Origin of the sequence: Sphingomonas kaistensis, assembly GCF_036884275.1 — a bacterium.
GTDB lineage: Bacteria > Pseudomonadota > Alphaproteobacteria > Sphingomonadales > Sphingomonadaceae > Sphingomicrobium > Sphingomicrobium kaistense_A.
The window spans coordinates 2,363,443-2,376,467 of the sequence record NZ_CP145607.1; the positions used below are offsets into that span (position 1 = coordinate 2,363,443).

Below are 13,025 nucleotides of genomic sequence, written 5' to 3' on the forward strand. Positions count from 1 at the left end.
GAATGCAGGAGTTTAACCCGAATCAATCATCCTGAAAGCGGTTGCTGCGCGGGAAGCCCAATGGCGCCATCCGGCCGCTGGCTCCCCGGATCGCCTTCCACGGCGTCAGGTCGCTCTCGGTCCGGGTCCGCCCGCTGTCGCCGCCCATGCTCCAGCTTAAACCCTCGCCAGCCTTCAGCACCGCAATATCGGCTAGTCCGCCGTCGCGATAACGCTGCAGCTGAACCCCCGACCCGCGGCCCATTTCGGGCAATTCGCTGAGGTTGAAGACCAGCAGCTTGCGATTATCGCCGACCACCGCGACCGTTTCGGCATTGGGCGGCACCGGGCGCAGCACTTGCAGCTTGGCGCCGGGGCGCAGGTTCATCAGCTGCTTGCCCTTGCGGGTCTCGGCAAGCACCGCTTCGCCGCTGGTCAGGAACCCGCGCCCATCGCTGCTGGCGGTCAGCAGCCGCTCACTCGGCTTGACCACCAGTATCGCGGCGATCTCGACCTCCGCCGGCAAATCCAGTGACAAGCGCACCGGCTCGCCGAACCCGCGCCCGCCCGGCAGCTTGTCGCCGCCAAGCGTGTAGACCCGCCCATTCTCGCCCGCGATCAGGATCTTGTCGGTGGTCTGCGCATGCAGCGGCTTGCCCCACAATTCGTCGCCTTCGCGGAACTTGAGCGTGGCGAACTCTTGCGGATCCAGATGCCCCTTCATCGCCCGAATCCAGCCCCGCGCGGACAGGATGACGGTGATCGGCTCCTTCTCGATCATCGCCGACCAGTCGATCTCGGCCCGCGCGGCGAGCGGCTTCTCCTCGATGGTCGTACGACGCGGATCGCCGAACTTGGCCTTGACCCCTTCGAGGTCTTTCTTGAGCCGATTGCGCTGACGCCGCGGGCTTTCGATCAGACCGAGCAGGTCCTCGCGCTCCTTGGCCAGCGCGGTCCGCTCCTTGGCGATCTCCATTTCCTCCAAGCGCCGCAAACTCCGCAGCCGCATGTTGAGGATCGCCTCGGCCTGCCGGTCGGAAAGCCCGAACTCGGCCATCATCACCGCCTTGGGCTCATCCTCGGTGCGGATGATCTCGATCACCCGGTCGAGGTTGAGGTAGGCGATCAGGAAGCCGTCGAGCAGTTCCAGCCGGTCCTCGATCTTGCCGACCCGCGTGCGCGAGCGGTTGAGCAGCACCTCGATCTGGAACGACAGCCAGGCGGTCAGGCAACTCTTCAACCCCATCACGCCCGGCGTGCGATGCTGGTCGAGGACATTAAGGTTCAGCGGGAAACGGATCTCGAGGTCGGTCAGCCGGTACAGGCTTTCCAACAGCAGCGCGGGATCGACCGTGCGACTGCGCGGTTCGAGCACGATGCGCAAATCCTCGGCGCTTTCGTCGCGCACATCGGCGAGGATCGGCAGCTTCTTGTTGGCGATCAGCTCGGCGATCTGTTCGATCAGCTTGGCCTTCTGCACGCCGTACGGAATCTCGGTGACGACCAGGTCCCAGCCCCCGCCCTTTTCCTTCTCCTGCGCCGCCCGCGCCCGGAGGCGGAAACTGCCCCGCCCGCTTTCGTACGCCGCCAAGATCGTCTCGCGCGCATCGACCACCAGTCCGCCGGTGGGGAAGTCCGGCCCGGATACGAAGTCCATCAGGTCGCGCGTTTCGGCGGCGGGATTGTCGATCAGATGCATCGCCGCATCGATCAGCTCGGTGACGTTGTGCGGCGGGATGCTGGTCGCCATGCCGACCGCAATGCCGCTGGCGCCGTTGGCGAGAAGGTTGGGGAACAGGCCGGGAAAGACCTCGGGCTCTTCCTCCTCGCCGTTATAGGTGGGCCGGAAGCCGACCGTGCCTTCGTCGAGGCCGTTCATCAGCTGCGCCGCGATCGCGGTCAGCTTGGCTTCGGTATAGCGATAGGCAGCGGCGTTATCGCCGTCGATGTTGCCGAAATTGCCCTGCCCGTCGACCAGCGGGTATCTCAGGGCAAAGCTCTGCGCCAAGCGCACCATCGCGTCATACACCGACTGGTCGCCGTGCGGGTGATATTTGCCGATGACGTCGCCGACGACCCGCGCCGACTTCTTGTAGGCGCCGGCCGGATCGAGCCGCAGCAATCGCATCGCCCACAGCAGGCGGCGATGAACCGGTTTCAGCCCGTCCCGGACGTCGGGAAGCGAGCGCGCGGTGATCGTCGACAGGGCATAGACGAGGTAACGCTCGGAAAGCGCGGCGTCGAAAGGAACCTCGATCTCGGTATCGCTGGGCTGCATGGCCCGGTGTTAGCCTAGCCCTCGGTCATCCGCCACGGGGGAAAGCGCCGCGCTTCGCCGGCGCGATAGAGGAAGATGATGTTGCCGGCGGGATCGCGCAGCCGGGCTTCGCGCCACAACCACGGCTGGTCGCGCGGGCCATGCTCGAACACCATGCCGCCGCGGGCCAGCGCCTCGACGCGGGCATCGAGGTCGTCGCATTCGAAATAGACGGCGGTGGTCGGCGCGATCGCTTCCTCGGGATCGATCTGCACCGAGAAAGTCACCCCGCCCCACGCCTCGAACCGGGCATAGCCATTCTCCGGGCTGTCGACGATCTGCGTCAGCCCGAGCTTGGTATAGAAAGCGACTTGCTTGGCGTAATCCTTTCCGGTCACCGTGACCTGGTTCAGCCGTGGGCTGCCCCCGACGTCGAGCCGGACCTGCCCCTGCCCCATCGGCCCATGCCCCCCGCCCAGCCCCGGCGCTTCCAGCAGCGCGATGCGGACGAGATCGCGCGCCTGCGCCACCGCCTCGGCCAGACGGCGACCTTCGCCAAGGCCGAAAGCGATCGCGCTCGCCAGCGTGCAGCCCGTCCCGTGACTGTGCGGCGTGTCGATCCGCGTGCCCTGCCAGCTGGTAAGATTGTCCTCCTCGATCAGCGCATCGGCGACGGCTTCGCCCTCGTCATGCCCGCCCTTCACCAGCACCGCACAGCGATGCCTGGAAACGAGTCCGAGCGCGCCCTCGATCGGGTCCTCCTTGCTGGTCAGCCGCGTGAGCTCGGGGAGATTGGGAGTCGTCACCGTCGCCAGATCCATCAGCGCGCCGAACGCCTCGATCGTCGCATCGTCGGCCAACGCCGCGCCGCTGGTCGCGATCATGACGGGGTCGAAGACCAACGGCACCCGCGGCTCCATCGCCGCCAGTCGCTCCGCCACCATCCGCGCGGTAAAGGCCGAGCCGATCATCCCGATCTTGATCGCATCCACCCCGAAGTCGCGAACTACCGAATCGATCTGCGCCAGCACAATTTCGGCAGGCACGGGATGCACCGCATCGACGCCAAGGCTGTTCTGCGCGGTCACGGCGGTGATCGCCGTCATCGCGTGGCCGCCAAGCATCGTCACGGCCTTGATGTCCGCCTGAATCCCCGCCCCGCCCCCGCTGTCGGAACCGGCGATGATCAAAATACGAGGGATGCTCTTGGCGGTCATTCAGATCCTGCGTGGGCCGCGCGAGTTAAGATTTTGCCTTAGCCGCCGCTGCTTTCGAACGCGTCGGCCGGTCGAGCAGTTCACCCCGGCAATTGGGACAATGCTCGTCCAGTTCCTCGGCGCACGGCGCGCAGAAGGTGCATTCGAAGCTGCAGATGAAGGCGCCCGGCAGATGCGCGGGGAGCGCCTCGGCGCAGCGCTCGCACTGCTCCTTCATCGCCAGCATCAGGCCGCCGCCTTTTCCACCGCGGCGCAAATCCGCGCCACCACGGTTTCGACCTCCTGTCCGTCGTCGCCCTCGGCCATGACCCGGATCAGCGGCTCGGTCCCCGACTTGCGGATCACCAGCCGCCCGCGCCCGTCGAGCTGCTTTTCGGCATCGGCGATGCATGCCTTCACCGCCGCGTCTTCCAGCGGGGCACCAGCCTTGAAGCGGACGTTGCGGAGCAGCTGCGGGACGGGCTCGAACTGCGCAAGCAGATCGCTCGCCCGGCGGTCCTGCCCGACCATCGCGGCAAGGATCTGCAAGCCCGCAACCAGCCCATCACCGGTGGTCGCATGATCGGTAAGGATGATATGCCCCGATTGCTCACCCCCGACGTTGCAGCCCTTCTCGCGCATCGCTTCAAGAACATAGCGGTCGCCGACCTTGGTGCGATGGAGCTGAAGCCCCGCCTCACCCAGATGCCGCTCGAGCCCGAGATTGCTCATCACCGTCGCCACGACGCCGCCGCCTCGCAGCAAGCCCTGCCGCTGCTGGTCGAGCGCGATCAGCGCCATCAATTGGTCGCCGTCGATCACCTTGCCCGTATCGTCGATTACGATCAGTCGATCCGCATCGCCGTCGAGCGCCAGCCCGATGTCCGCCCCAGTCGCCACCACCGTTTCCTGCAACAGCTTGGGATGGGTCGATCCGCATTGGTCGTTGATGTTGGTGCCGTTGGGCTGAACGCCGAGCTGGACCACCTCCGCGCCAAGTTCCCACAGCGCGTCGGGCGCGACATGATAGGCCGCGCCATTGGCGCAATCGACCACGATCTTGAGCCCGTCGAGCCGCAGCTTGTCGGGAAAGGTCGCCTTGGCGAAATGGACATAGCGCCCGCGCGCATCCTCGATCCGCTTGGCCCGGCCGATGCGATTGGCCTCGACCAATTCGACCTCCTGCTCAAGCAATGCCTCGATCGCCAGCTCGTCCTCGTCGCTGAGCTTGAACCCGTCGGGACCGAACAGCTTGATGCCATTGTCGTGGAACGGATTGTGGCTGGCCGAGATCATCACGCCCAGGTCCGCGCGCATCGAACGGGTCAGCATCGCCACCGCCGGGGTCGGCATCGGCCCAAGCAGTACCACATCCATGCCCACGCTGGTGAACCCCGCCACCAGCGCGCTTTCCATCATGTAGCCCGACAGCCGCGTGTCCTTGCCGATCACCACCCGGTGCCGATGATCGCCGCGCAGGAAATGAGCGCCCGCGGCCTGCCCCACCTTGAGCGCGATATCGGCCGTCATCGGGGCCTTGTTGGTGAGACCCCGGATTCCGTCGGTACCAAAGAATTTGCGTGCCATGACCAGCCCCTTAGCGCGGGCTCAGCGCAAGGCCCAGACCCCGACCGGCAACGGATGGAGCCAAGTCGCCAGCAGGAAAAGGAGGGTGCCGCCCACGAACGCGGTCCAGCCGGGCAGCGCGAGGCCGCGAGCAAATGGAACGAAGCTCGTCTGCCGCTCCCATTCCGCCCAGCGCTCACCAACCTGTTCCCGCTTCTTGGCGTCCTGCGCCTTTGCGCCCACCAGAGCGAGCACCAGGATCGCAAGCGCAATGGCCACCGCGCTCGGCTCCGGGTTCACCAGCAGATGCACCAGCCCCCACAGCGCGAAGCTCCACATCATCGGGTGACGGGTCCAGCGGAACACGCCTGCGGGCCGTCCGATCACCGCATCATGGCTCTGCATGGTCTCCATTGCCGGATTGCGCACGAATGACCCCGCCAGCAGCACGCTGGCCAGCCACATGATCGGCAATGCCGCCCCCCACGCCCAGCCTGGCACCGGCCACAGCAAGCCTTCCGCACCCACGGCGCGCCGGGCCATGACCATTGGCACGAAGCAAGCGAACGACACTGCCGAATAAGCCGCTAAGAAGCCCTTGGGTCCGAGCCGTGCGACCAGCGGCGCCCGTAGCGGGTGCGACATCAGAAGGTGGGTGGCGACAAACAGGCCTGCGAACAGCGCCGTCGTCGCCGCCGCACTCACCGCCGGTAGGCCTCCGGCAGCGCGCCCCGCTCCAGCGTCCGGTAGCGGTCGCGAAGCTTGGTCTGACGCGTCTCCAGCGGCTGCTGCACGCCATCGATGAAGACGGCTTCGGCGGTGCTGAGGTTATCGAGCGGATCGCCCGACCAGATCACCATGTCGCCGCGGCGTCCGGGCGCCAGGCTGCCGACCTCGCCGCCAAGCCCCATCGCCTCGGCCGGGCCGGAAGTGATCGCGGCCAACGCCTGCCCCCAGCTCAGGCCCGCGGCGCCCGGCAGGCGCGACAGGCCGACCAGATTGCCGGCATACCAACGCGCGCGAAACGCCATGCGCTGCTCGTCGTCGTTGATGGTCCCGATCGACACCTTGACCCCGGCGGCGCGCATCCGGCCGATATTGCTCATGGTCGACGCGACGCTCTCGAACGTGCCGGGCAGCGAGGTCAGCGCCGAGGCGATGACGGGAATGCCCGACGCCGCCAATTCGGGAGCAATGGTCCAGCCCTCGTTGGCCCCGACGATCGCCATCCGGATCCGCGGAAATTCGCGCTTGAGGGCGATCACCTGCCTGAGATCAGCCGCGCGCTCGGCGTGGATCAGCAGCGTTTGCCGCCCCTGCACCACCGGGACCAGCGCAACCGCATCGAAGCGGGTCAGCAGCACGTCCTGGTTGCGACGCGCGTCGTAGGAGCGGCTTTCGTTCGGATTGGCGACCACCGGCCCTTCGCCGGGATCGTCGGCCGTTTGCCCTGACGTATCGCGGGCAGGCGCTCGCCCACCGGCGACCTGACCGGCTTCGCGCAGCGCATTGCGCAGCAAAGCGTGCGCCGCGCTGCGGCTGCCACCGGCGGTTTCCGCCCCGTCCTCGCCCAATTCGACGAACTGGAACAAGCGGCCGCGGGTGATCGGCTGGCCGTCGGCCCCAGTGTCGATCAGCGCGCCTTGGCCCGCGAAGATGCTCTTGCCCGTGCTCGGTGCGACGATCGCGCGGGTGACGCCCTCGGCGCGGTTGATCGCGACCGGGGCGGCATTGGGATTGATCGACGGCGCGACATCGAGCGCCGCGCTGAACGGGCCGTCCGACCGCTGGTCGTTCGCGGCCGCCACCGCATCGACGTCGGCAAGACCCAGACGCGAAAAGCCCGCGACGATGCCCGGCGTGACCCATTTGCCGGTGGCGTCGATGACCTGCGCGCCCGCGGGCACCGCGACGCCTTGCCCCGCAGCGACGACGCGGCCGTCGCGAATGACGACGGTACCGCCGGAGATCGGCGCCGATCCGTCACCCAGCGCAACCGTGCCGCCCGTCACCGCAATGGTCTGCGCGGCAGCCGGCACGGCAACCCCGAGCGCACTCGCGCCGAGCAGGGCAGCAAGAGTGAGGCGGATCATTTCACGTCCCCTTCGCCTGGCTGGCCAAGCTCGAAATCGCTCACCGGCCGCATCCGCGGATTATTGGCGTCATACATCAGCGCCCCGTCGATCCACACGCGCTCGGGACGGGTATAGGTGCTGAACGGATTGCCGTTCCACAGCACCACATCGGCATTCTTGCCCGCCTTGAGGCTGCCTGTCTGGTCGAAGATGCCGAGCGCTTTTGCCGGGTTCATCCCCAGCCAGCGCCAGGCATATTCCTCGGTGATGTTGATCCCGGCGCGGCGGCCTGCGGCCATTGCCTTGGCGGCCTCCTGGTTAAGCCGCTGAATGCCGTTGGCGTCGTCCGAATGGACGATGGCGCAGGCCCCGGCGCGGTCGACGAACGGGATGTTTTCGCGGATCGCATCATAGGCTTCCATCTTGAAGCCGTACCAGTCCGCCCACATCGCCGAACAAATGCCTTCGCGGGCGAGGATGTCGGCGATCTTGTAGCTTTCCACCGCGTGGTGGAAGGTGTTGATCTTGTAGCCCGCTTCCTTGGACAGATCGATCATCTGCGCCATTTCGTCCGCGCGGTAGCAATGGTTGTGGACCAGGATCTTGCCGTCGAGCACGCCTTTCAGCGTGTCCATCGCCAGATCCTGCTCAGGTGCCTCGCCGCCGTCGGCCTCGTAGGCGTCCCATTTGCGCTTGTAGGCCTTGGCTTCGATCCAGGTCTGACGGGTGACGGCGATATTGCCCATCCGCGTCGCCGGACCACCCTTGTCGCCGTACACCCGCTTGGGGTTCTCGCCGCAGGCCATCTTGAGGCCATAGGGCGCGCCCGGGAACTTCATCCCCTGCACCGTCCGCGCGGGCACATTCTTGAGTGTTACCGAACGCCCGCCGAACAGGTTGGCCGATCCCGGCAGGATCTGCAGCGCGGTGACCCCGCCATTGGCAAGCGCGCGGCTGAAGCCCGGGTCCTGCGGCCAGACGCTATGCTCGGCCCAGACTTCGGGACGCGACGGCCCGGTCGCCTCGTTGCCGTCTTCGTGCGATTCGACACCCGGCGAAGGATAATCGCCCAGGTGGCTGTGCACATCGATGATGCCGGGCGTCACATATTTGCCCGTGCCATCGATGACCTGCGCGCCGGCGGGAGCCGCGACGGTTTGGCCGACCGCCTGGATCTTGCCGTCGGCAAGAGCGACCTGCCCATTGTTGATCCGCCCGCCCTCGCCATCGAGAATGGTGACGCCGGTGATCACCACCGGCGCTCCTCCATAGCGCTGGTAGGTCGACGGGAAGGGATCGGCAGCGATCCGGATCCTCTCCCCGTCGTCCTTGTCGCCACCACCCGTGGTGGCACAGCCGGCAAGCGCAAGCGCCGCCAGTGATACCCCGATCAGCGCCTGCTTCATGCCCCTGTTCTTCCCTTTATGCCTGACGCGGCGCGTTCGGCGCGGTCTCGTCCTGCGGATACATGCCGGCATCCTGCCCTCGGTCGCCGCCCATTTCGGCGCGGCCCGCAAGCTCGTCCTCGCGGCCAAGCGTGTCGAGGTGCATCCACTTCTTCACCACCGGCGAGACCAGTAGCACGGCGACACCCGCGCCGATCGAGATCCAGCCGAACAGCTGATACACGTCGAGCAGGCCCTGCTTGGTGATGTCGCCATCATGGCCGCCAGTCGCTTCGCCGATCTTGCCCGCGACGAAGTTGCCGACCGCGGTCATGTAGAACCACGCGCCCATGATCAGGCTGGCAAGGAACTTGGGCGCCAGCCGGTTCATCGCGCTGAGGCCGACCGGCGACAGGCAAAGCTCGGCGGTAGTGGCGAAGAAATAATAAGCGAACACCAGGATGACCGGGGTCATGACCGCGATGCCCCACGCCTCGGCGCCCCATACGAGGACGAGATTCGCAAGACCCATCTGCGCCAGTGCCAGGCCGAACTTGGCCGGTGCCGACGGCTCTGCATTGCGCCGGCCAAGCGCCACCCACAGGCCCGCAAAGATCGGCGCCATGATCATGATGAAGATGGGATTGATCGACTGGAAGATCGACGCCGGAACGCCGCCGCGATCGACGAACTGATCGGTGAACAGGCTCATCGATCCGCCGGCCTGTTCGAACAAGCCCCAGAACAGCGGATTGAGGCTGATCAGGAACAGAATGGCGAACATCCGTTCGCGCGGTTCCTTGGGCAGCTTGAAGCTTTCGTAGAGAACGTAGCCGAGCAGCGCGACGCCCGACACGATCAGCAGGCCCTGAATAACGTCCTGATACTGGACCAGCGCCCAGCACACCGCGACGGCGAGGAAACCGACTCCGTAGATCGTGAATTCGGCATTCTTGCCGAGCGGCCGCGGCGCTTCGCCGGCGCCGTTCAACGCCTTCTTGCCGAGGACGAACACGACCAGGCCGGCGAGCATGCCGATACCGGCAAGCCCGAAGCCGTAGCCCCAACCGATGGTTTCGCCGAGATAGCCGACGAGGATCGTACCGATCGCCGCGCCGACGTTGATGCCCATGTAGAACACCGTGTACGCGCCGTCGCGGCGAACGTCGGTCAGCTTGTAGAGCTGGCCCACCATCACCGAGATGTTGGCTTTCAGGAAACCCGAGCCGACGATGATGAAGGCAAGCGCTGCCCAGAACACGTTGATCGTGGGATCGCTCTGTCCGCCGACACCTTCGACCGCCATCAGGCTGTGTCCGGCCGCCAGCAGCAGGCCGCCGAACAACACGGCCTTGCGCTGACCAAGATAACGGTCGGCAAGATAGCCGCCGAGCACCGGGGTGATGTACACGAGGCTGGTGTAGGCGCCGTAGATCAGCGTCGCCTTGCCGTCGCTGAACAGCCAGTGCTTGGTCAGGTAGAAGATCAGCAGCGCGCGCATGCCGTAGTAGGAGAAGCGCTCCCACATTTCGGCGAAGAACAGCATGTACAGGCCCTTGGGATGGCCTGCGAACTCTGGCTCCTTCTGGACGGCGACCTTGCCGCCGATCGCCAGGAAGATGATCAAAAGGACGACGGCGATGGCGGTGATCCAGTCACCTTCCTGCCAGAGTTCCATAGGCTTCATGTACTGTTCCCGTGACTTCCCAAAAGTTGCGGCACCTTAAGCGTGAAATTGCCGCTGCCAAGCGCATTGTGACAATCGCTGTGCGGCCCTATCTCGCGAGCGGCCATGTTCAACGACCTCTCCAGCCCGCTCTCCTACCTCGCCAGCCGCCGCTCGGGCCGCGCTCGGGAGATGGTCGGTCCGGGCCCCGACGAGGCCGAACTCGGCGCCATCATCGCGCTCGCCGCGCGGACTCCCGACCACGGCAAGCTCGCGCCGTGGCGCTTCGTCGTGGTCGGCCCCGACCAGCGCGACGAATTTGCGGCCCTGCTCGCCCGCGCGCTCGACGCCAACGACCCCCAAGCCGGCGCCGCGCATCGTCTCAAGGCCGACGAGTTCGCCCGCCACGGCGAAGCCTTGGTAGTGCTGCTCTCCGCGCCCGTCATTCCTCACAAGATCCCGATGTGGGAACAGGAACTGTCGGTCGGCGCGGCAGCGATGAACCTGCTGCACGCGGTTCACGCGCACGGCTTCGTCGGCAGCTGGCTGACCGGCTGGGCGGCCTACGACCCGCTGGTGCGCGCCGCCTTCTGCACCGGCGAGCAGGAGCGCATCGCCGGCTTCTTCTTCATCGGCTCGCCTGGCCGCGAGCTCGAAGAAAGACCTCGTCCTGTCATGACAACCGTCGTCCGTCGCTGGACGCCGCCGCTCTAACCTGTTGCATTTGCTCGCGCCGCACCGTATTAGGACAGCATGACGCTCAGCAGCCGCCACGAATCCAAGCCGGTCTATGTCCGGCTGCGCGACATCATCGCCGAAGCCATCCTGTCCGGTCAGTTCGCCGACGGCGATCCCCTCCCCTCCGTCCGTGCCTTCGCGGCCGAACAGGGCGCCAATCCGCTGACTGTTGCCAAGGCCTATCAGGGTTTTCAGGACGAAGGGCTGATCGTGGTCCGCCGTGGGGTCGGCATGTTCGTCGCCGACGGCGCCCGCGACCGCTTGTCGAACAGCGAGCGCGAACAATTCATCGCCCGCGAATGGCCCGCCGTCCGCGCCCGCATGGAGCAGCTCGGCATCGACCCCGCCGAACTGCTCGAGCGGAGCTGACGTCGTCCCGGCGAAGGCCGGGACCTACTTCGCTGTTACGCCAGACCGCCTGAGATCCCGGCCTACGCCGGGATGACGTTACGCCAGCGCTTCGGCGTCCACGCTATAGAGCAGCTCCGCGCCTGCTTCCGCGCCCGCCGCAAGGCCCAGTGCTTCGGGCACCACCACGGCGATAAAGAACCCCGCCGCCGCGCGCTTGGTCTGGTGAAACGGGCTATCCCCGCTCGCCGCCCGCGCCTGGCGTTCGAGCAGCCAGCCCGCCGTCAGCACCGAACACATGGTGAGAAACGGATAGCTGCCTGCCAAGCGATCGTCGTGGTCTGCCGCGCGCAGAGTGGTCGCGACCATCTCCACCGCATCGGCCAGCGCGACCAGCGCCGGCGCTTCAATTTCGGCGCGGATGTCGGCAATCAACCCATCGAACGCGAGCCCCCCGTCGAGCCCCAGCTTGCGGCCGACGAGATCAGCGGCCTGAATGCCGTTGGTGCCTTCGTAGATCGGCGCGATCCGCGCATCGCGCAGGTGCTGCGCCGCGCCGGTTTCCTCGACGAAGCCCATGCCACCATGCACCTGAATCCCGATGCTCGCCACTTCACAGCCGACGTCGGTGCCCCACGCCTTGACCAGCGGGGTCAGCACGTCGCCGCGCATCGCCGCCGCCTTGTCGCCCCGATGCCCGCGGTCGATCTGCCCGAAGGCGTAATAAGCCAGCGCCCGCGCGCCCATGGTCAGCGCCTTCATCCGCAGCAGCATGCGGCGGACGTCCGGATGCTGCTCGATCGCGACCGCATCCTTGCTGACCCCGCCGGCTCGCGCCGACTGCACCCGGCCCAGCGCATAGGCCACCGCCCGCTGGGTCGCGGCCTCGGCGATCCCGACGCCCTGCAGACCGACATTCAGCCGCGCATTGTTCATCATCGTGAACATCGCCCGCATGCCGCCATGCTCGGGCCCGATCAGCCAACCGGTCGCCCCGCCACCGTCGCCGAACGCCATGGTGCAGGTCGGGCTGGCATGAATGCCGAGCTTATGCTCGATCGACGCGCAGCGAAGATCGTTGCAGCTGCCATCGGGCAATACCTTGGGCACCAGGAACAGCGAGATCCCCCGCGTCCCCGCCGGCGCATCGGGCGTGCGCGCCAGCACCAGGTGGATGATGTTGTCGGCCAGATCATGCTCGCCATAAGTGATGTAGATCTTGGACCCGGTGATCACCCAGCTGCCGTCACCGTTCGGCACAGCCTTGGTCCGCAGCGCACCGACGTCCGACCCCGCCTGCGGCTCGGTCAGATTCATCGTCGCGGGCCATTCGCCGCTGACGATCCTGGGCAGATAATCGCGCTTTTGGCTCTCCGACCCGTGCGCCCCAATCGCCTCGATCGCGCCCATGGTCAGCATCGGGCACAAAGCGAACGCCAGATTGGCGGCATTCAGATCCTCCATCACCGCCGCGCCGAGACTGAGCGGCAGGCCCTGCCCGCCCGCTTCCTCCGGCGCGCTGATCGTGCCCCAGCCGCCCTCGACGAACTGGCGATATGCCTCGTGGAAGCCCTGCGGCATGGCGACACCCTCGGGCGACCATTTGGCACCGACCGTGTCGCCGATGCGGTTCAGCGGCTCGACCTCCCCTTCCGCATATTGCGCCGCGCCTTCGAGCAGCGCGTCGACGATATCCACATCGTTGGTGAGCTCGTGGATCCCCACCACATGCTCAAGCACGAAGCGCTGTTCCTCGACCGGGCAGCGAAGCGGCATAATCGTCATTCCCTTGTGAAGCCTCGATGATTGCCATAG

General features: G+C 66.4%; 11 protein-coding genes. 2 read left to right on the forward strand and 9 right to left on the reverse strand.

Annotation, left to right across the window (positions count from 1 at the left end; genetic code table 11):
* Positions 1-22: 22 nt before the first annotated feature.
* Genes parC through V6R86_RS11585 form a run of 8 tightly spaced genes read right to left on the reverse strand, consistent with a single transcriptional unit; the run spans position 23 to position 10,145 of the window.
* Positions 23-2,257, reverse strand: coding sequence for a DNA topoisomerase IV subunit A (parC, locus tag V6R86_RS11550; protein ID WP_338504678.1), 2,235 nt, complete (start codon positions 2,255-2,257; stop codon positions 23-25).
* Between the two features lie 14 nt (positions 2,258-2,271).
* A complete protein-coding gene (gene thiD, locus V6R86_RS11555; protein WP_338504680.1) occupies positions 2,272-3,453 on the reverse strand; it encodes a bifunctional hydroxymethylpyrimidine kinase/phosphomethylpyrimidine kinase in 1,182 nt (393 codons plus the stop codon).
* A gap of 25 nt (positions 3,454-3,478) precedes the next feature.
* Positions 3,479-3,679: a DUF1272 domain-containing protein gene (locus tag V6R86_RS11560; protein WP_338504681.1), complete on the reverse strand. Its 201-nt coding sequence runs from the start codon at positions 3,677-3,679 to the stop codon at positions 3,479-3,481.
* Complete coding sequence (gene glmM, locus V6R86_RS11565) at positions 3,679-5,019, reverse strand: phosphoglucosamine mutase (RefSeq protein WP_338504682.1); 1,341 nt, start codon at positions 5,017-5,019, stop codon at positions 3,679-3,681. Before glmM ends, V6R86_RS11560 begins: the two co-directional genes overlap by 1 nt.
* 21 nt (positions 5,020-5,040) lie before the next feature.
* Entirely contained in the window at positions 5,041-5,703 is a 663-nt protein-coding gene (locus V6R86_RS11570; RefSeq protein ID WP_338504683.1) for an NnrU family protein, read from the reverse strand.
* Positions 5,700-7,091 (reverse strand): amidohydrolase family protein, encoded by a 1,392-nt coding sequence (locus tag V6R86_RS11575; protein ID WP_338504684.1) that lies wholly within the window; start codon positions 7,089-7,091, stop codon positions 5,700-5,702. The genes V6R86_RS11570 and V6R86_RS11575 overlap by 4 nt, the downstream gene beginning before the upstream one ends.
* On the reverse strand, positions 7,088-8,479 hold the full coding sequence (locus tag V6R86_RS11580; protein ID WP_338504686.1) for an amidohydrolase: 1,392 nt from the start codon (positions 8,477-8,479) through the stop codon (positions 7,088-7,090). Before V6R86_RS11580 ends, V6R86_RS11575 begins: the two co-directional genes overlap by 4 nt.
* 16 nt (positions 8,480-8,495) lie before the next feature.
* Complete coding sequence (locus V6R86_RS11585) at positions 8,496-10,145, reverse strand: peptide MFS transporter (protein ID WP_338504688.1); 1,650 nt, start codon at positions 10,143-10,145, stop codon at positions 8,496-8,498.
* A gap of 105 nt (positions 10,146-10,250) precedes the next feature.
* Between V6R86_RS11585 and V6R86_RS11590 the strand changes: the two genes are divergently transcribed.
* A complete protein-coding gene (locus tag V6R86_RS11590) occupies positions 10,251-10,838 on the forward strand; it encodes a nitroreductase (protein ID WP_338504690.1) in 588 nt (195 codons plus the stop codon).
* Between the two features lie 39 nt (positions 10,839-10,877).
* Positions 10,878-11,231: a GntR family transcriptional regulator gene (locus tag V6R86_RS11595; protein ID WP_338504691.1), complete on the forward strand. Its 354-nt coding sequence runs from the start codon at positions 10,878-10,880 to the stop codon at positions 11,229-11,231.
* A gap of 78 nt (positions 11,232-11,309) precedes the next feature.
* Here V6R86_RS11595 and V6R86_RS11600 read toward each other — a convergent pair whose 3' ends face one another.
* Entirely contained in the window at positions 11,310-12,986 is a 1,677-nt protein-coding gene (locus tag V6R86_RS11600) for an acyl-CoA dehydrogenase (RefSeq protein WP_338504693.1), read from the reverse strand.
* Positions 12,987-13,025 lie beyond the last annotated feature (39 nt).